Annotated in this window: 12 protein-coding genes and 1 tRNA gene; 3 read left to right on the top strand and 10 right to left on the bottom strand. The window is 71.0% G+C overall.

All coding sequences use genetic code 11. From position 1 onward, the window contains the following. Positions 1 to 60: 60 nt before the first annotated feature. Positions 61 to 717 carry a DUF4126 domain-containing protein gene (locus Q9250_RS04060; RefSeq protein WP_306233311.1) on the top strand — a complete coding sequence of 219 codons (657 nt, stop codon included), beginning with the start codon at positions 61 to 63 and terminating at the stop codon, positions 715 to 717. Positions 718 to 785: 68 nt separating this feature from the next. Here the strand turns inward: Q9250_RS04060 and rpsA are convergent, their stop codons facing one another. From rpsA to polA, 4 genes are all read right to left on the bottom strand, one after another. Beyond that, positions 786 to 2,246, bottom strand: coding sequence for a 30S ribosomal protein S1 (gene rpsA / locus Q9250_RS04055; RefSeq protein WP_306233310.1), 1,461 nt, complete (start codon positions 2,244 to 2,246; stop codon positions 786 to 788). A gap of 159 nt (positions 2,247 to 2,405) precedes the next feature. Then, positions 2,406 to 4,097 (bottom strand): DUF885 domain-containing protein, encoded by a 1,692-nt coding sequence (locus tag Q9250_RS04050; protein ID WP_306233309.1) that lies wholly within the window; start codon positions 4,095 to 4,097, stop codon positions 2,406 to 2,408. A gap of 48 nt (positions 4,098 to 4,145) precedes the next feature. Continuing rightward, positions 4,146 to 5,156 (bottom strand): TIGR03560 family F420-dependent LLM class oxidoreductase, encoded by a 1,011-nt coding sequence (locus Q9250_RS04045; protein WP_306233308.1) that lies wholly within the window; start codon positions 5,154 to 5,156, stop codon positions 4,146 to 4,148. A 169-nt stretch (positions 5,157 to 5,325) separates the two neighbouring features. Beyond that, positions 5,326 to 7,947 carry a DNA polymerase I gene (gene polA / locus Q9250_RS04040; RefSeq protein ID WP_306233902.1) on the bottom strand — a complete coding sequence of 874 codons (2,622 nt, stop codon included), beginning with the start codon at positions 7,945 to 7,947 and terminating at the stop codon, positions 5,326 to 5,328. Positions 7,948 to 8,041: 94 nt separating this feature from the next. Between polA and Q9250_RS04035 the strand changes: the two genes are divergently transcribed. Next, the gene (locus Q9250_RS04035) at positions 8,042 to 8,491 is read left to right on the top strand and encodes a PaaI family thioesterase (protein ID WP_422665072.1); all 450 of its coding nucleotides are present in this window, start codon (positions 8,042 to 8,044) and stop codon (positions 8,489 to 8,491) included. Positions 8,492 to 8,818: 327 nt separating this feature from the next. On the opposite strand, the gene Q9250_RS04030 is transcribed toward Q9250_RS04035, so the two are convergent. Then, a complete protein-coding gene (locus tag Q9250_RS04030) occupies positions 8,819 to 9,700 on the bottom strand; it encodes an endonuclease domain-containing protein (protein WP_306233307.1) in 882 nt (293 codons plus the stop codon). A 389-nt stretch (positions 9,701 to 10,089) separates the two neighbouring features. Continuing rightward, positions 10,090 to 10,704 carry an ANTAR domain-containing response regulator gene (locus Q9250_RS04025; RefSeq protein WP_306233900.1) on the bottom strand — a complete coding sequence of 205 codons (615 nt, stop codon included), beginning with the start codon at positions 10,702 to 10,704 and terminating at the stop codon, positions 10,090 to 10,092. A 75-nt stretch (positions 10,705 to 10,779) separates the two neighbouring features. On the opposite strand from Q9250_RS04025, the gene Q9250_RS04020 reads away from it, so the two are divergent. Beyond that, positions 10,780 to 10,861 (top strand) — tRNA-Leu (locus Q9250_RS04020). 56 nt (positions 10,862 to 10,917) lie between these two features. Here the strand turns inward: Q9250_RS04020 and pyk are convergent. From pyk to lgt, 4 genes are all read right to left on the bottom strand, one after another. Then, on the bottom strand, positions 10,918 to 12,411 hold the full coding sequence (gene pyk / locus Q9250_RS04015) for a pyruvate kinase (protein ID WP_306233305.1): 1,494 nt from the start codon (positions 12,409 to 12,411) through the stop codon (positions 10,918 to 10,920). 89 nt (positions 12,412 to 12,500) lie between these two features. Beyond that, entirely contained in the window at positions 12,501 to 13,952 is a 1,452-nt protein-coding gene (locus tag Q9250_RS04010) for a glutamate synthase subunit beta (RefSeq protein ID WP_306233304.1), read from the bottom strand. After that, positions 13,945 to 18,507: a glutamate synthase large subunit gene (gene gltB, locus Q9250_RS04005; protein WP_422665071.1), complete on the bottom strand. Its 4,563-nt coding sequence runs from the start codon at positions 18,505 to 18,507 to the stop codon at positions 13,945 to 13,947. The genes Q9250_RS04010 and gltB overlap by 8 nt, the downstream gene beginning before the upstream one ends. A gap of 71 nt (positions 18,508 to 18,578) precedes the next feature. Continuing rightward, a complete protein-coding gene (gene lgt, locus Q9250_RS04000; RefSeq protein ID WP_306233898.1) occupies positions 18,579 to 19,508 on the bottom strand; it encodes a prolipoprotein diacylglyceryl transferase in 930 nt (309 codons plus the stop codon). Positions 19,509 to 19,516 lie beyond the last annotated feature (8 nt).

The following is a 19,516-nucleotide window of genomic DNA, read 5'->3' as shown; positions in this document are numbered from 1 at the left end:
CGGTACCGCGCCCGCGACGCTTCTCGGGACGCGACGGGCGCCCGCGGCTACGATCTGCCCATGCGGCGCCACCCGCCGCAGGATGGAGAGACGATGCTCGAGTTCCTGACCGGTTCGGGGCTCGCTGCCGCAGCGGGCATGAACGCCTACATCCCGCTGCTCGTGGTGGGCGTGGCGAACCGCTTCTTCCCCGACGTGATGGCGCTGCCGGAGGGATGGGACTGGCTGTCGAACGGCTGGGTGCTCGGCATCGTCGCGGTGCTGCTCGTCGTCGAGCTGGTCGCCGACAAGATCCCGGCCGTCGACAGCGTGAACGACGTGATCCAGACCATCGTGCGCCCGACGGCGGGCGGCCTCGTCTTCGGGTCGTCCTCCACCGCATCCACCGTCGCCGTCACCGACCCGGCGGCGTTCTTCGCCTCGAACCAGTGGGTGCCGATCGTCGTGGGCGCCGTGATCGCGCTCGTGGTGCACGCCGGGAAGACCACGCTGCGACCGGCGGCGAACCTCGCCACCGCGGGCGCCGCCGCCCCCGTCGTCTCGACGATCGAGGACGTCGGGGCGGTCGGCATGTCGCTGCTGGCGATCGTCGCGCCGCTGCTGGTGCTGCTGGCCCTCGCCCTGCTCGGCCTGCTCGGCTGGTCGATCTGGCGCAGCGCCCGGCGCCGTCGCAACGCCGATCTCCGACCGGCCACCGACCGGCTCGCCGAGACCTGAGCCGGCACCTGCGCCAACGCGAAGCGGGCCGCACCCGGAAGGTGCGGCCCGCTCTGCGTGATGGTTGACTACTCGGTCGCGCCGGTGAGCTTCTCGCGGAGCGCCGCGAGAGCCTCGTCGTCGGCCAGCGTGCCGACGCCCGACTCCTCGGTGCTGCCGCCGAACGAGGATGCGCCCGAGGGCACGTCGTTCGAGAGCACCTCGGCGTCGCGGGACGTGGCGACCTGCGCCTTGTGCGCCTCCCAGCGCGACTGCGCTGCGGCGTACTCGGCCTCCCAGGCCTCGCGCTGGGTGTCGAAGCCTTCCTTCCACTCGTTCGTCTCGGGGTCGAAGCCCTCCGGGAACTTGTAGTTGCCCTGCTCGTCGTACTCGGCGAGCATGCCGTAGAGCGCGGGGTCGAAGTCGGTGCCCTCGGGGTCGACGCCCTCGTTCGCCTGCTTCAGCGAGAGCGAGATGCGGCGGCGCTCGAGGTCGATGTCGATGATCTTCACGAAGACCTCGTCGCCGACCGCGACGACCTGGTCAGCCGTCTCGACGTGCTTGCCCGACAGCTCCGAGATGTGCACGAGGCCCTCGATGCCGTCTGCGACGCGCACGAACGCACCGAAGGTGACGAGCTTGGTGACCTTGCCCGGTGCGACCTGGCCGATGGCGTGGGTGCGGGCGAAGATCTGCCACGGGTCCTCCTGCGTCGCCTTGAGCGACAGCGAGACCCGCTCGCGGTCGAGCTCGACGGTCAGGATCTCGACGGTGACCTCCTGGCCGACCTCGACGACCTCGGAGGCGTGCTCGATGTGCTTCCACGAGAGCTCCGAGACGTGCACGAGGCCGTCCACGCCGCCCAGGTCGACGAACGCGCCGAAGTTGACGATCGACGAGACGACGCCCTTGCGGACCTGGCCCTTCTGGAGCGACTGCAGGAACTGCCCGCGCGAGGCCGACTGCGTCTCCTCGAGCAGCGCACGGCGCGACAGCACGACGTTGTTGCGGTTCTTGTCGAGCTCGAGGATCTTGGCCTCGATCTCCTGGCCGAGGTACGGCGTGAGGTCGCGGACGCGGCGCAGCTCGATGAGCGAGGCCGGCAGGAAGCCGCGGAGGCCGATGTCGACGATGAGGCCGCCCTTGACGACCTCGATGACCGTGCCGGTGACGACGCCGTCCTCGTCCTTGATGCGCTCGACGTCGCCCCAGGCGCGCTCGTACTGCGCACGCTTCTTCGAGAGGATCAGGCGACCCTCCTTGTCCTCCTTCTGGAGGACGAGCGCCTCGACGGTGTCGCCGACCTCGACGACCTCGGTGGGGTCGACGTCGTGCTTGATGGAGAGCTCGCGCGAGGGGATGACGCCCTCGGTCTTGTAGCCGACGTCGAGAAGGACCTCATCGCGGTCGATCTTGACGACGGTGCCCTCGATGAGGTCGCCGTCATTGAAGAACTTCAGGGTCTTCTCAACGGCGGCCATGAAGTCATCGGCCGAGCCGATGTCGTTCACAGCGACCTGCTTGGGAGCCGTGGTCGTTGCAGTGGTCATAGGGTTCAAGTTGCCTTATTGGAGGAGATCGGGTCGACGGCATGCGGATGCGTCGTCGACGTTCGGGTGGATTGTTCCGTCACACGAGTGACCGGACAAGCCTACACCCCGGCTGTCGCGGCGGACAACCGGGGTGCAGGGCCTGCGAAGGGCCTCGATCTACCCTCGCAGCACCGCTCCGCGCAGGGTGTCGAGGCCCACGCCGCCGATGTTCAGCACGCGGCTGTGGAAGCCCTTGAGGTCGAACGCGTCGCCCTCGGCGTCGCGCGCCGCGTCGCGGATCTGCTCGAAGATGCGCTGGCCGATCTTGTACGAGGGCGCCTGGCCCGGCCAGCCGAAGTAGCGGTTGACCTCGAACCGCACGAACGGCTCGTTCATGTTCACGTTCGACTTCAGGAACTCGAAGGCGTAGTCGAAGTCCCACTCCCCCGTGCCGTCGAGGCGGGGCTTGCCGAGGTGCACGCCGATGTCGAGCACGACGCGGGCTGCGCGCATCCGCTGCCCGTCGAGCATGCCGAGCCGGTCGGCGGGGTCGTCGAGGTAGCCGAGCGACTCCATCAGGCGCTCGGCGTACAGCGCCCAGCCCTCGGCGTGGCCCGACGTGCCGGCCAGCGCCCGCCGCCACAGGTTGAGCTGCGCGCGGTTGTAGGTCGCCTGGGCGATCTGCAGGTGATGGCCGGGCACGCCCTCGTGGTACACGGTCGTCAGCTCTCGCCACGTGTCGAACTCGGTGACGCCCTCGGGCACCGACCACCACATCCGCCCTGGCCTGGAGAAGTCGTCGGCGGGGCCCGTGTAGTAGATGCCGCCCGTCTGCGTCGGGGCGATCATGCACTCGAGCGCCTTGATCGGCTCGGCGATGTCGAAGTGGCTGCGGCCGAGCTCCTCGATGGCGCGGTCGCTGGTCTCCTGCATCCACGCCTTGAGCGCATCCGTGCCGTGCAGCTTGCGGCTCTCGTCGGCGTCGAGGTGCGCGATCGCCTCCGCCACGGTGGCGCCGGGGAGGATCTCGTTCGCGATCGCCTCCTGCTCGGCGCGCATGCGGTCGAGTTCCTCGATGCCCCACGCGTAGGTCTCGTCGAGGTCGACCTCGGCACCCAGGAAACGGCGCGACATGAGCGAGTAGAACTCGCGACCGACGGCGTCGACGGGGTTCGCGGCGTCTGCGAGCTCGGTGCGCAGGAACTCCGCGAGCCGCGCGTGCGCCTCGGTCGCGTCGCCGGCAGCGGCGGCGAGCTCGCCGCGGAGCGACTCGGGCAGCGCCGACTCGCCGGCCTCCGCGCCAGCGGCGAAGTCGTGGAAGAAGCCCTTGCCGGGCACGTAGTCGCCGTACTGCGCGAGCACGTTGTCGATCTGCCGCCCGGCGGGAGTGTTGCCGCTGGCGATGCCGGCGCGCAGCGAGTCGATGTAGCCGTCGATCGCGCCGGGCACGTTGCGCATGCGCTGCGCGATGGTCGCCCAGTCGTCGTCGGTGGCCGTCGGCATCAGGTCGAAGATGTCGCGGATGCCCGTGGCCGGGCTGGCGAGGTTGTTCAGGTCGCGATCGCCCCACCCGGAGGCGTGCACGTCGAGCTCGAGCTGCAGCTCGCGCGACAGGTCGGTCTTCGTCACCCAGTCGATGTCGTCGGACGGCTCGACCGCGTCGAGCGCGGCGAGCGACTCGCGTGCGAGCGCGGCGTCAGCGTCGCGACCGGCGGGCGAGTAGTCGCCGTACCCGGCCTTGTCGCCCTCGAGGCCGACATAGACGTTCAGCTCAGGGTTCAGTGCCGCGGCCCGGTGGACGTAGCCCTCGGCGATGCGGTCGATCTCGGTCTGCGGGCGCGACGGCGCGCCGACGTTCTCGTCAGTCATGGCTCACAGCCTAGGGGCGCAGCGCCGCGCTCGACGACGCACTCGGCCTCAGTCGAGCCGGCCCATCACCTCGCTCTCGAACAGCGCGATGCCGTCCTGCGCGAACGCGACCTCGGGCATGTAGGCGATGAGCGTGCCGAGGCCCGCCTCGCGCAGCGCGCCCACGTGGTCGAGCACCATCTGCGGCGTGCCGACGACCGCACCCTTGGTCGAGAAGCCGGATCCCGCGTGCTCGGGGCGCATCGCCGAGTCTGCGCGCGCGTTGACCTCGTCGACGACTCGCCGGGCCTCGGCCTCGCTCTCGCGCACCACGATGTTCAGGTTCGAGGTCAGGCGCACCTCTGCGGGGTCGCGCCCCTCGCGGTCGAGGTGGCCGAGCAGCACGTCGCGCTTGCGGGCGAACTGCTCGGGGCCGCCGCCGAAGTTCGTGGCGTCCGCCCACTTCGCCGCGTAGCGGAGGGTGCGCTGCTCGCCGCCGCCGGCGATCCAGGTGGGGATACGGGGGCGGCCGTCGCGGCCGAGCTGCAGCGGCTGCGGCCGGCAGATCGCGCCGTCGACCGTGAACGTCTGCGACTCGATCGTCGCCTCGCCCTCGGCCCAGAGCCGCTGGATGATCTGCACGCCGTCGCGCAGCGCAGAGATGCGGTCGCCGACACCGGGGAACCCGTAGCCGTAGGCGCGCCACTCGTGCTCGTACCAGCCCGCGCCGATGCCGAACTCGAGCCGACCGCCGGAGATCAAGTCGACGGTGGCGGCGATCTTCGCCAGCAGCGCGGGGTTGCGGTAGCCGATGCACGTGCACATCTGCCCGAGCCGCACCCGCTTCGTGCTCGCGGCCAGCGCCGCCATCAGCGTCCAGGCCTCGTGCGTCGCCTCGGCGGTCGGCTGCGGCGTGGTGTGCATGTGGTCGTAGACCCAGATGGAGTCCCACGGCCCGGCGTCCGCGCGCGAGGCGACCTCGAGCATCCGCCCCCACTGCTCGGCCGGGTCGATGCCGACGAGGTCGAGGCGCCAGCCCTGAGGGACGAACAGGCCGAACTGCAACGGGTCACGGGTCATGCCGCCAGCATATGCGCGCCTTGGCCGCGGGTGCCCGGCGGCGCATCATGCGGAGCGAGGAGGTGCCGAGCATGCGAGCGCTGCTGCTCGGCGGCTACGCACTCGGCGACCTCGGTCCCCGCCCGGCCCGGAAGGCGGCGACCCGGGCGGTGACGGCGGCGCTGCTGGCTCAGTGCGCTGCGGCGTCCCAGTTGGGGCCGACGCCCACCTGCACCTCGAGCGGCACCGACAGGTCGGCGGCGCCGCCCATCTCGGCGCGCACGATCGCCTCGAGCGCCTCGCGCTCCCCCGTCGCCACCTCGAACACCAGCTCGTCGTGCACCTGCAGCAGCATGCGCGAGCCGAGGCCCTCGTCGATGATGCGACGGTCGATGGCGATCATCGCGCGCTTGATGATGTCGGCCGCCGAGCCCTGGATGGGCGAGTTCAGCGCCTGGCGCTCCGCGTTCTCGCGCAGCACGCGGTTCGACGACGTGAGGTCGGGGAACGGGCGGCGGCGGCCGAAGATCGTGGTCGTGTAGCCGTCGTCCTTCGCCTGCATCACGACGCCCCGCAGGTAGTCGCGGATGCCGCCGAAGCGCTGGAAGTAGTCGAGCATCAGCTGCTTCGCCTCAGCCTGCGAGATGCGCAGCTGCTTCGAGAGCCCGAACGCGCTCAGCCCGTAGGCGAGGCCGTAGCTCATCGCCTTCACCTTCACGCGCTGCAGCGCCGTCACCTCGCTCGGGTCGACGCCGAAGATGCGGCTGCCCACGAAGCGATGCAGATCCTCGCCCGAGAGGAACGCCTCGATCAGCCCCTCGTCGCCCGAGAGGTGCGCCATGATGCGCATCTCGATCTGCGAGTAGTCGGCGGTCAGCATCGTCTCGAACTCCGGTCCGTGCACGAAGGCGGAGCGGATCTCGCGGCTCACCTCGGTGCGCACCGGGATGTTCTGCAGGTTCGGGTCGTTCGACGACAGACGGCCGGATGCCGACCCGGTCTGGTCGTACCGGGTGCGGATGCGCCCGTCGTCCTGGATCGCCTTCAGCAGGCTCTCGATGATCTGCGCCAGCTTCGTCGTCTCGCGGTGCTGCAGCAGCAGCCCGAGGAACGGATGCGGGTTCGTCTCCTGCAGATCGGCCAGCGCCTGCGCGTCGGTCGAGTAGCCGGTCTTCGTCGCGCGCGTCTTCGGCATGTCGAGCTCTTCGAACAGCACCGTCTGCAGCTGCTTCGGGCTGCCGAGGTTCACCTCGTGGCCGATCTCGGCGTAGGCCGCCTCGGCGTGGCCCGCGGCCTGCTCCCGCATCTGGTCGTGGATGCGCTGCAGCACCACGCGGTCCATCTGCACGCCCTGCTGCTCCATGCGCACGAGCGCAGGCATCAGCGGCAGCTCGATGTCGTCGAGCACGCCGAGCGTGCCCGGGTCGAGGCGCGGCCGCTGCGCGCGCGAGAGCTCGCCCGTCAGCCACGCGACCGTGCCGAGCTGCTCGGGCTCGATCTCGGGCACGAGCTGGTTCGGGTCGGGCGTCGGCAGCGTCGCACCCAGCAGCGCCTCGGTCTGCCAGTCGAGCTCGAAGGTCTTCGGCGGCGCGGTGGGCGTCTGCAGCCAGGCCCCGACGCGCGTGTCGTGCGCCGCACCGCCGATCCTCAGCCCCTCGCGCTCGAGCAGCTTGATGGATGCCTTCACGTCGTGGAGCGCCTTCGGGGCGTCCGACGCGAGCCAGGTCACGAATCCGTCGTAGTCACCGGTGCCCGACTTGTAGGGCACGTAGGCGCTCGCGCCCTCGGTGGCGACGCCGAAGCCCGCGATGCCGCCGACGCCGTCGGGGGCGATCGAGACCGCGACGGTGCCCGTGGCGCGCGTCAGCCAGAGGTCGAGCTCCTCGTCGACGAGCTTCTGCACCGCGGGCGCCTGCACCTCGGGCTCGAGCGCGGCGACGGCCTCGCCGCTGCCCTCCTGCTTCAGCACGCGATCGAGCAGCGTGCGGAACTGCAGCCGCTGGAACACCTCGCGCAACTTCGCCTCGTCGACCTGCCCGCGGGTCAGGTCGTCGGGCTCGACGCCCAGCTCGACGTCGGTGAGCAGCTTGTTGAGGCGGCGGTTGCGCTCGGCGCGCTCGCGCTGCTCGCGCAGGTTGTTGCCGACCACACCCTTGATCTCGTCGGCGTGCGCGAGCAGGTTCTCGACCGTGCCGTACTGCGTGATCCACTTCACGGCCGTCTTCTCGCCGACCTTGTCGATGCCGACGAGGTTGTCGCTCGTCTCGCCGACCAGGGCCGCGATCTCGGGGTACTGCTCGGGCTCGATGCCGTATCGCTCGCGCACCGCATCCGGCGTGTAGTGCTTGAGCTCGGAGACGCCGCGCACCGACGGGTAGAGCAGCGTGACGTCGTCGTTGACGAGCTGGATCGTGTCGCGGTCGCCGGAGACGACGAAGACGTCCATGCCGGCCTTGCGGCCCTCGACCGAGAGCGTCGCGAGGATGTCGTCGGCCTCGTAGTCCTCCTTCGTGAGGGTGCGCACGCCCATGGCGTGCAGCGCCTCCTCGAGCAGCGGCACCTGCCCCTTGAACTCCTTCGGCGTCTCGTCGCGCGTGCCCTTGTACTCGGGGTACTCGCGGGTGCGGAAGGAGAACCGCGAGATGTCGAAGGCGACCGCGAGATGGGTCGGCTTGTGATCCTGCAGCAGCTTGAGGAGCATCGACAGGAACCCGTGGATGGCATTGGTGTGCTGCCCCTCCGAGTTGACGAAGTTCTCGAGCGGCAGGGCGAAGAACGCCCGGAACGCGAGGGAGTGGCCGTCGATGACCATGAGGGTAGGCTTCGTGTCCGACACGGCAGTCAGCCTAGCCGGGGCTGCCGACAGCCCACGCCGCGCACCCCGTGCGCTCACCCACGGAGCCACGATGACGCTGCCCACAGAGCCCGATGCGGCCCGCGAGCCCGACGACGCGACCCGTGCCTCGCCGGAGCAGCGCGCAGGGCGGTCGGGCGGCCAGCTCGCCGATCGGATGGGCATCGAGTTCGTGAAGCTCTCGGCCGAGCACTCGATCGCGCGCATGCCCGCGGAGGGCAACAAGCAGCCGGTCGGCTACGTGCACGGCGGCGCGTACTGCGTGATCGCCGAGACGCTCGGCTCGGTGAGCGCCAACATCCATGCCGGCGAGGGCCGCTACGCGGTCGGCACCGATCTGAACGCCACCCACACGCGGTCGATCCAGAGCGGATGGGTGACGGCAGAGTGCACGGCGATCCACCTCGGGCGGTCCATGACCGTGCACGAGGTCGTCTGCACCGACGACGAGGGCCGCCGCGCCTCGACCATCCGCATCACGAACTTCATCAAGTCGCGCTGACGCGCCCACCGCTGAGTGGCGCCTCCCGCACCTGACTGGCGCCTCCCGCACCTGACTGGCGCCTCCGGCCCCTGACTGGCGCCTCCCGCACCTGACTGGCGCCTCCGGCCCCTGACTGGCGCCTCCCGCACCTGACTGGCGCCTCCGGCCCCTGACTGGCGCCTCCCGCACCTGACTGGCGCCTCCGGCCCCTGACTGGCGCCTCCCGCACCTGACTGGCGCCTCCGGCCCCTGACTGGCGCCTCCCGCACCTGACTGGCGCCTGCCGCACCTGACTGGCGCCTCCCGCGTCTGAGCGGCGCCTCCCGCCGCAAGAGTCGACCTGGCTCAGGCGGCGGTCCACGAGGTGTAGCGACGGTGCCCGGCCACGATCTCTGCGAGCAGTCGCTCGCCGCCGTCCTCCAGATCGTGCTTGGTGACCGTGATGATGTGCCAGCCCAGGGCACGAAGTCGCTCGAGCCGAACCTGATCCCGCGCTCGTTGCGCCGGCTCGGTGTGGTGCTCGCCGTCGTACTCCACGCCGAGCTTGAGCTTCGGCCAACTCAGGTCGAGCCGCGCGACGAAGGTCCCCGATTCGTCGAAGACCTCGTGCTGCAGCGTCGGCTCGGGCAGCGAGCCGATGACGAGCAGCCGCACCAGCGTCTCCCGCGGCGACTCCGAGCCGACCCTGACCAGTGCCAGCGCACGCCTCGCGCGGTGAAGCCCGCGTGCCCCGTTGTAGCGCCGCAGCGCATCCGTCAGGTCGTCGACCGACAGCGGCGCCCGACGCTTGGGCGACACGAGCCAGTCGCCGATCGTGACGAGCTCCTCGACCGTCAGCATCGCCGAGAGGTGCACGAACGTGTCTGCGCGGGCTTCGACCAGCAGGCCGTCGACCACGACGGTCTGGGACTTGAGGCGGTGGCCCACGACGCCCGGGCGTTGCATGCGTGCGCGGCCGGTCGGCGATGCGAGGTGGACCCGCCCTTCGGTCTCGAGGCGCGCGGGCAAGGGCATGCCATGGATGCGCGCCGCAGTGGAGTGCGAGAAGAACTGGTCGTCCATGGCGAGGACGCAGACCGCTTCGAGGAGCGCCTGCGCCCGGTCGCCGATGGCTGCCGTGATGCGCGCCCCGCGAGCCGGCGAGGTGAAGGCCATGGAGCGGAGCTCCGAAGCGGTGTACCCGCGGTCGAGGCCAGCGCGGACGGTGAAGCCGTGTGGTGAATCCATGCGCGGCATCGTCGGCGATGTTGCCGGGATGTGGCCGTCGAGAAGGGCGTTGCTGTGGAGAACCGCTCGTCAGGCGCCGAGACGTGTCGCTCACCCACTCACCTGCGGGAGCCACCACTCACCTGCGGGAGCCGCCACTCACCTGCGGGAGGCGCCAGTCAGGTGCGGGAGGCGCCACTCAGGTGCGGGAGGCGCCACTCAGGTGCGGGAGGCGCCACTCAGGTGCGGGAGGCGCCACTCAGGTGCGGGAGGCGCCACTCAGGTGCGGGAGGCGCCACTCAGGTGCGGGAGGCGCCACTCAGGTGCGGGAGGCGCCACTCAGGTGCGGGAGGCGCCACTCAGGTGCGGGAGGCGCCAGTCAGGTGCGGGAGGCGCCACTCAGGCGGGGGCTACTTCTTCTTGGGGTCGAGCTGCTCGATGACGGCCTGCGCGACCTCGGCCATCGTGAGGCGACGGTCCATCGAGGCCTTCTGGATCCAGCGGAACGCCTCGGGCTCGGCGAGGCCCATGCGCTGGTTCAGCAGGCCCTTCGCGCGGTCGACGAGCTTGCGCGTCTCGAAGCGCTCGACGAGGTCGCCGACCTCCGACTCGAGCGCGCGGATCTGATCCCAGCGCGCCAGGGCGATCTCGATCGCCGGCAGCAGGTCGTTCTGCGTGAAGGGCTTGACCACGTAGGCCATGGCGCCCGCCTCGCCGGCGCGCTCCACGAGCTCCTTCTGGCTGAACGCCGTCAGCAGCACGACGGGCGCCAGCTTCAGGGCACCGATCTTCTCGGCTGCGGTGATGCCGTCCATCTTGGGCATCTTGACGTCCATGACGATCAGGTCGGGCACGAGCTCGGTCGCCAGCTCGACGGCGCGCTCGCCGTCGCCGGCCTCGCCGATCACGTCGTAGCCCGCCGCCTGCAGCGTCTCGACGATGTCGAGGCGGATGAGCGACTCGTCCTCGGCGACCAGCACGGTGCGCGCCCTGGTGGTGCTCTCGGCAGGAGCCGTGTCGGTCATGGGCTCAGCGAAGAGATCATCGGTCATGACCACTAGCCTAGTCTTCGGTCGACCGGACCTCGGTCCGCGGCCCGAGCCGGTGTGGCGGAATTGGCAGACGCGGCGCACTCAAACTGCGCTTCCGCGAGGAGTGTGGGTTCGAGTCCCATCACCGGTACAGCACGACGGCCCGCCCTCGGAAGAGGACGGGCCGTCGTCGTCGTGACGCCGGGACTAGGCGTCAGCGGGGTGCGGCGCCGACGGGTGCGGCACCTGGATGCGGCGCAGGCCGTGGTACGCCGGCACCGCCTCGGCGTGCACGTCGCCCACCGTGTGGATGCGCAGGTCGTTCGTCGAGCCGGACGTGCCGGGCGGCATGCCCGAGATCACGACCACCTTCTTGCCGACGGGCACCAGCTTCTTGCCGATCAGCACGTCGTCGACCTGCGCGATCATCTCGTCGGTGTGCGTGACGCGGTCGACGAGGTGGGTGTTCATGCCCCACACCATCTGCATGCGGCACTCGACCTCGGGGTCGGGCGTGAAGCCGAACATCGGGATCTTCGAGCGCAGCCGCGACATGCGGCGTGCCGAGTCGCCCGATTCGGTGAACACCACGATCGCGGCGGCGTCGACGAAGTCGGCCACCTCGAGCGCGGCGAGCGTCACTGCGCCGCCCTGCGTGCGCGGCTTCGTGCCGAGCGGGGGGATGCGGCCGAGGCCCTGCTCCTCCGCAGCCTCGACGATGCGCGCCATCGTCTCGATCGTGACGATCGGGTGCTTGCCGACGCTGGTCTCGCCCGAGAGCATCACCGCATCTGCGCCGTCGAGGATCGCGTTGGCGCAGTCGCTCGCCTCCGCGCGCGTCGGGCGGGAGTTCTCGATCATCGACTCGAGCACCTGCGTCGCCACGATGACGGGCTTCGCCCACCGTCGGGCCAGCTCGATCGCACGCTTCTGCACGAGCGGCACCTGCTCGAGCGGCAGCTCGACGCCGAGGTCGCCGCGCGCGACCATGATCGCGTCGAACGCGTCGATGATGTCGGACAGGTTCTCGACCGCCTGCGGCTTCTCGATCTTCGCGACCACCGGCAGGCGGCGCCCCTCCTCGTCCATGATCGCGTGCACGCGCTCGATGTCCTTGGCGTCGCGCACGAACGACAGCGCGATGATGTCGGCGCCGAGGTCGAGCGCCCAGCGCAGGTCGGACTCGTCCTTCTCGCTCATCGCGGGCACGTTGACGGCCACGCCGGGCAGGTTGATGCCCTTGTTGCTGCTCACCGGCCCGCCGATGACGACCTCGGTGATCACGTCGGTCGGGGTGACCTCGACGGCCTTCAGGGTGATGCGGCCGTCGTCGATCAGCAGCGGGTCGCCCGGCTTCACGTCGGCCGGGAGGCCCGTGAACGTGGTGCTGGCGCGCTCGCCGTCGCCCTCGATGTCATCGGTGGTGATCGTGAAGCGCGCCCCCTCGACGAGCTCGTGAGGGCCGTTCGCGAGCTTGCCGAGCCGAATCTTCGGGCCCTGCAGGTCGACCAGGATGCCGACCGGCTTGCCGAGCTCGTCGGAGGCCCGGCGGATGTTCGCGTACACCTCCTCGTGAACGCTGCGGTCTCCGTGGCTGAGGTTCATGCGTGCGACGTTGATGCCGGCCGCGATCGCGGCCCTGGTCATCTCATAGCCGGCGAGTGCCGGCCCGAACGTCGCGACGATCTTGGCTCGTCTCATCGATTGCTCGCTTCCATGTTCGTGCCGCCTGGGTGCAACGGCGCGGGCACCCCCATCCTCGCAGACACCCGCGAGGAGGGGGCGTGGCTCTACGCGGCGAAGGGCCGGTCGGTGGCGCGCACCGGCGACGGCAGCGAGGTCTCGCCCTCGAGGTAGGCGTCGACGGCAGCGGCCGCGGCGCGGCCCTCCGCGATCGCCCACACGATGAGCGAGGCGCCGCGACCGGCGTCGCCGGCGACGAAGACGCCCGGCTGCTCGGTCGAGAAGTCGGGCCGCCGCTGCGGCAGGCCGCGCTCGAACGGGACCTCGAGCGCCTGGCCGATCGACGCATCCGCCCCCGTGAAGCCCAGCGCCAGCAGCACCAGGTCGGCGGGGATCTCGCGCTCGGTGCCGGCCGCAGGTCGGCGCACGCCGTCGACGATCTCGGTGTCGGCGACCTGCAGGGCGCGCACCTCGCCGGCGCCGTTCGCGAGCAGCGCGACGGTGGAGACGAGGTACTTGCGGTCGCCGCCCTCCTCGTGGCTCGTCTGCACCTCGAAGACGTTCGGGTGCACGGGCCAGGGCTGGTGCTCGGGGCGCTCCGACGGCGGCTGCACGCCGATCGCCAGGTTGGTCACCGACAGCGCCCCCTGGCGGTGCGCGGTGCCGATGCAGTCGGCGCCGGTGTCGCCGCCGCCGAGCACCACCACGTGCTTGCCCTGGGCGCTGATCTGGTTGGCGGGCAGGGTGCCCGCGACCGCCCGGTTCTGCTGCACCAGGTACTCCATCGCCAGGTGCACGCCGTCGAGCTCGCGGCCCGGGATCTCGAGCTCGCGCGCCTCCGGGGCGCCGGTGGCGACGACGATCGCGTCGAAGCGGTCGCGCAGCTGCTCCCAGGTGATGTCGCGGCCGACCTCCATGCCGGCGCGGAAGCGCGTGCCCTCGGCCTGCATCTGCGCCAGGCGCGCGTCGATGCGCTGCTTCTCGAGCTTGAAGTCGGGGATGCCGTAGCGCACCAGGCCGCCGATGCGGTCGTCGCGCTCGTAGACGACCACGGTGTGGCCGGCGCGCGTGAGCTGCTGCGCGGCCGCGAGGCCCGCCGGGCCCGACCCGACCACCGCGACCGTCTTGCCTGTGAGGCGGGCCGGCGGGTGGGGCTCGGTCCAGCCATTGGCGAACGCGTCGTCGGCGATCGACTGCTCGACCGACTTGATCGTCACCGCCGGCTGGTTGATGCCGAGCACGCACGACGACTCGCAGGGCGCCGGGCAGAGCCGCCCGGTGAGCTCGGGGAAGTTGTTCGTCGCGTGCAGGCGGTCGCTCGCCGCCCGCCCCTCGCCCTTCCAGGTGAGGTCGTTGAACTCGGGGATGAGGTTGCCGAGCGGGCAGCCCTGGTGGCAGAAGGGCACACCGCAGTCCATGCAGCGGCCGGCCTGCCTCCGGAGCACGGCCTTGTCGCCCGGCTCGCCGATCTCGCGCCAGTCGAGGATGCGCACCGGCACGGGACGCTTCTTGGGGAGCTCGCGCTCCGTCACCTTCAGGAATCCACGAGGATCAGCCACCGGTCACCTCCAGGATCTGCCGCCAGATGTTGTCGGAATCGGGGTCGACCCCCTGTGCCTGGGCGTCCAGGCGGATCTCGCGCACCATCGCCCAGTCGCGCGGCACGAGCTTCGAGATGCGCGACAGGTCGCCGTCGAGCAGCTCCTGCGCGACGGGCGAGCCGGTCAGCTCGACGTGGCGGGCGAGGATCGCGCGGAGCTCGATCTCGTCCTCCTCGCGCAGCTGCTCGACGCGCAGCTCGCCCTGGTGGAACGAGTCCTGGTTCAGGAGCCGCTCGTCGAGGTCGAGCAGGTAGGCGATGCCGCCGGACATGCCGGCGCCGAGGTTGCGGCCCGTCTTGCCGAGCACGACCGCGATGCCGCCGGTCATGTACTCGAGGGCGTGGTCTCCCGCGCCCTCGCAGACGGCGGTGGCGCCGGAGTTGCGCACCAGGAACCGCTCGCCCACGATGCCGCGCAGGTAGAGCTCGCCGCTGGTCGCGCCGTAGCCGATCACGTTGCCGGCGATCACGTTGCGCTCGGCGACGAGCGCCGCGTCGGCCGCCGGCCGCACGGTGACGATGCCGCCGCTGAGCCCCTTGCCGACGTAGTCGTTGGCGTCGCCCTCGAGGTGCAGGGCGATGCCCCGCGGCACGAACGCGCCCAGCGACTGCCCGGCGGAGCCGCGCAGCGTCAGGTCGATCGTGCCCGGCGCGAGGCCCTCGGCCCCGGCGCGCAGCGTGACGGCATTGCCGAGCATGGTGCCGACGGCGCGGTCGGTGTTGGCGATGTCGAGCTCGAGCACGAGCCGCTCCCCCGCCTGGAGCGCCTGCTCGAGCTGCGGCAGCAGCGTCCAGTCGAGCTGCTGCTCGAGCTCGTGGTCCTGCTCGGTGGTGCGGCGCGGCTGCCCCTGCGCGCCCTCGGGGCGGGTGAGCACGGGTGCCAGGTCGAGCCCGTCGGCCTTCCAGTGCTGGATGGCGCGGTCGATCTCGAGCAGGTCGCTGCGGCCGATGGCTTCGTCGATCGAGCGCAGGCCCAGCCGCGCGAGCAGCTCGCGCACCTCCTGGGCGATGAACTCGAAGAACTGCACGACGAACTCGGGCTTGCCGGTGAAGCGCTCCCGCAGCACCGGGTTCTGCGTCGCGACGCCCACCGGGCAGGTGTCGAGGTGGCAGACGCGCATCATGATGCAGCCGGAGACCACCAGCGGCGCCGTCGCGAAGCCGAACTCCTCGGCCCCCAGCAGGGCGCCGACGATGACGTCGCGGCCGGTCTTCAGCTGCCCGTCGACCTGCACGCTCACGCGCTCCCGCAGGCCGTTCATCATCAGCGTGTGCTGGGTCTCGGCGAGGCCGATCTCCCAGGGGGTGCCCGCATGCTTCAGCGAGTTCAGCGGGCTCGCGCCGGTGCCGCCGTCGTGGCCCGAGACGAGCACGACGTCGGCCTTCGCCTTCGCCACGCCCGCCGCGACCGCGCCGATGCCCGACTGCGAGACGAGCTTCACGTGCACGCGCGCCCTCGGGTTCGAGCGCTTCAGGTCGAAGATGAGCTGCTTGAGATCCTCGATCGAGTAGATGTCGTGGTGCGGCGGCGGCGAGATGAGGCCCACGCCGGGCGTCGCGTGCCGGGTCGAGGCCACCCACGGGTAGACCTTGCCCGGCGGCAGCTGGCCGCCCTCGCCGGGCTTCGCGCCCTGCGCCATCTTGATCTGCAGGTCGTCGGCGTGCGTCAGGTACATGCTCGTGACGCCGAACCGGCCGGAGGCCACCTGCTTGATCGCGCTGCGGCGCTCGGGGTCGAGCAGCCGGTCGGCGTCCTCGCCGCCCTCACCGGTGTTCGACTTCGCGCCCAGCCGGTTCATGGCGATGGCGAGCGTCTCGTGCGCCTCGCGCGAGATGGAGCCGTAGCTCATCGCCCCGGTCGAGAAGCGCTTGACGATCTCGGAGACCGGCTCCACCTCGTCGATGGGGATCGGCTCGACGTCGCGCAGACCGATGAGCCCGCGCAGCGTCTTCAGCTCCTCGGCCTGGTCGTCGACGAGCTTCGTGTACTCGCGGAACACGTCGTAGCGACCGGTGCGGGTCGAGTGCTGCAGCTTGAACACCGTCTCGGGGTTGAACAGGTGCGGGGCGCCGTCGCGGCGCCACTGGTACTCGCCGCCCGTGGCGAGCCGTTCGTGGGCGAGCGGTGCCCGCTCGTCGGGGTACGCGGCGCGGTGGCGCAGCCGGTTCTCCTCGGCGATCACGTCGAGCCCGACGCCGCCGAGCGGCGAGTGCGTGCCGGTGAAGTAGCGGTCGACGAGATCCTGCGAGAGGCCGATCGCCTCGAACGCCTGCGCGCCGCCGTAGGAGCCGACGGTCGAGATGCCCATCTTCGACATGATCTTCGTCACCCCCTTGCCGAGCGCCTTGATGAGGTTGCGCACCGCGGTGTCGACGTCGGCGCCCAGCTCGCCGGTGAGGGCGAGCCGCTCGGCGGTCTCCATCGCCAGGTACGGGTTCACGGCGCTCGCGCCGTAGCCGATCAGGAGCGCCACGTGGTGCACCTCGCGCACGTCGCCCGCCTCCACGACGATGCCCGCCCGCATCCGGGTGGATGCCTTGATCAGGTGGTGGTGGACGGCGCTCGTCATCAGCAGGGTCGGGATGGGCGCCAGCTGGTCGGTCGAGTCGCGGTCGGAGAGCACGATGAACTGCGCGCCCTCGGCGATCGCCTCGTCGACCTCGGCGCACATCGCCTCGAGCCGGCGCTCCATCGCCTCGGGACCGGCGTCGACGCGGTACAGGCCCTTCACGACCACGGTGCGGCGGGAGCCGGGCGTGCGGTCGATCGAGCGGATCTTCGCGAGCTGGTCGTTGTCGATGACCGGGAAGTCGAGGATGATCTGGCTCGCGTGGGAGGGCGTGGCGGTGAGCAGGTTGCGCACCGGACCGACGCCCATCGACATGCTCGTCACGATCGCCTCGCGCAGCGAGTCGAGCGGCGGGTTGGTGACCTGCGCGAACGCCTGCGTGAAGTAGTCGAACAGCAGCCGCGGGCGCTCGGCGAGCACCGCGATGGGGGTGTCGCTGCCCATCGCGCCGAGCGGCTCGGCGGCGGTCTTCGCCATCGGGGCGATGAGGACCCGCACCTCCTCCTCGGTGTAGCCGAAGGTGCGCTGGCGGCGCGTCACGGAGGCCGCGGTGTGGGCGACGTGCTCGCGGTCGGGCAGGTCGGCGAGGTGGATGCGGCTCGACTCGAGCCACTCCCCCCAGGGCTCCATGTCGGCCAGCTCCTGCTTGACCTCCTCGTCGGGCACGAAGCGGCCCGCCTCGGTGTCGATGAGGAACAGCCGGCCCGGCTGCAGGCGCCCGCGGCGCACGACCCGGCTCGGCTCGATCGGCAGCACGCCGGTCTCGCTGGCGAGCACGAAGAGGCCATCGTCGGTCTCGAGCCAGCGGCCCGGGCGCAGCCCGTTGCGGTCGAGCGTCGCCCCCACCAGGCTGCCGTCGGTGAAGCTGATCGCCGCCGGGCCGTCCCACGGCTCCATCAGCAGCGAGTGGTACTCGGCGAAGTCGCGCAGGTCCTGCGGCATGTCGGGCTGGTTCTCCCACGCCTGCGGCACCATCATCATGATCGCGTGCGGCAACGAGCGGCCCGCGAGCGTCAGCAGCTCGAGCACCTCGTCGAAGGAGGCGGAGTCGCTCATGCCCGGCGTGACGATCGGGCGCAGCGGGCGCAGGTCGCCCAGCAGCTCGCTGGCCAGCTGCGACTCGCGCGCGCGCATCCAGTTGCGGTTGCCCTCGACGGTGTTGATCTCGCCGTTGTGGGCGATCATGCGCAGCGGCTGCGCGAGCGGCCACGACGGGAACGTGTTCGTCGAGTAGCGGGAGTGGACGATCGCGAGCTTCGTCTCGAAGCGGTCGTCCGAGAGGTCGGGGTAGAACGGCTCGAGCTGGAGCGTCGTCACCATGCCCTTGTAGGTGATGGTGCGGCTCGACAGCGACGGCAGGTACTCGCCGACCTCGCGCTCGATGCGCTTGCGCAGGCGCCAGGTGAGGCGGTCGAGCTCGATGCCGGTGGCCAGCGCGTTGGCGGAGGCGACGAAGAGCTGGTGGATGGAGGGCATCGCCTCGCGGGCGAGCTTGCCGAGCGCGTCGGGCACGGTGGGTACCTCGCGCCATCCGAGCACCCGCAGGCGCTCCTGGCCGGCGATCTCCCAGACGCGCTCCTGCACCGCGTGGCGCTCGGCCGCGTCGAGCGGCAGGAACGCGAGGCCGGCGGCGTAGGCGCCCGCCTCGGGGAGGTCGAAGTCGACGACCGACCGGAGGAACGCATCCGGCATCTGCGTCAGGATGCCCGCACCGTCGCCGGTGCCGGCGTCGGAGCCGACCGCACCGCGGTGCTCGAGGTTGCGCAGCGCATCGAGCGCGAGCGCGACGATGTCGTGGCCTGCTGTTCCGCGGGTGGTGGCGACCATCGCCAACCCGCAGGAGTCCCGCTCATGTCTGGGGTCGTACATCCCTGACGCCTGCGGCAGGCCGAGGCCCCGCGAGGTGAAGGCCCCGTTCGAGAGATCGCTGATGGTGCGCATCATGCTCCTGTGCTGTGTTCTGCGGTCGGAGCGGGACGCCATCGGCCCGCAGCGCGCTCAGGAGCGCGCAATCCTCATCTGGTCGCGGCCGCGGGTTCTGCGGCGGACTCGTCCTCGTCCTTGGTGCGGGACTCGGGGAGCTCGGTGTAGACCTCAGAGTCTACGCCCTCCTCAGCACCCGGCTGACGCCCGGGCTGCCAGGGCGACGGCTCGAGGCCGGGGTGCCGGCGGGTCTGGATCACCCAGACGACCACGCCGAGCGCGATCGCGAGGAAGGCCATCCAGACGTTCGTGCGGATGCCGAGCAGCAGCTCGGACGGGTCGAGGCGGATCGTCTCGAAGACCGAGCGGCCCAGGCCGTACCAGACCAGGTAGAGCGCCACCAGGCGGCCCCACTGCACGTCGCGCTTGCGGTCGATCCAGAGGAGCACGGCGGCGCCGAGGACGTTCCAGATGATCTCGTACGCGAACGTGGGGTGGAACAGCGTGCCCTCGGGCAGGCCCACCGGGAACGCCGGGTTCGTCGCCTCGATCTCGAGGCCCCAGGGCAGCGTGGTCGGCTGGCCGAACAGCTCGTGGTTGAACCAGTTGCCGAAGCGGCCGAACGCCTGCGCGAGCAGCAGGCCGGGCGCGAGCGCGTCGGCGAAGGTGCTGAAGCGCAGCCCCGTCTGCCGGCAGCCGATCCAGACGCCGACGGCGCCGCCGATGAGGGCGCCGAAGATGGCGATGCCGCCCTCCCAGACGTAGAGCGCCGTCATCGGATCGCGGCCCGGGCCGAAGTAGTCGTCGGGGTGCGTCACCACGTGGAAGATGCGGGCGGCGACGATGCCGAGCAGCACGGCCCAGACGGCGATGTCGATCACGTAGCCGGCGTCGACGCCCCGCTGGCGCAGGCGCCAGCCGGTGAGCACCGAGGCGACCACGATGCCGGCCAGGATGCACAGCGCGTAGGTCTGGATGCCCCATGCGGGGGTCACCGAGCGGAGCACGAAGGCGAGCAGCAGGGCGAAGC

The organism is Agrococcus beijingensis, from assembly GCF_030758955.1.
GTDB classification, from domain to species: domain Bacteria; phylum Actinomycetota; class Actinomycetes; order Actinomycetales; family Microbacteriaceae; genus Agrococcus; species Agrococcus beijingensis.
Note: the sequence above shows the minus strand (reverse complement) of the source record. Positions and strands in the feature narration are given on the sequence as shown.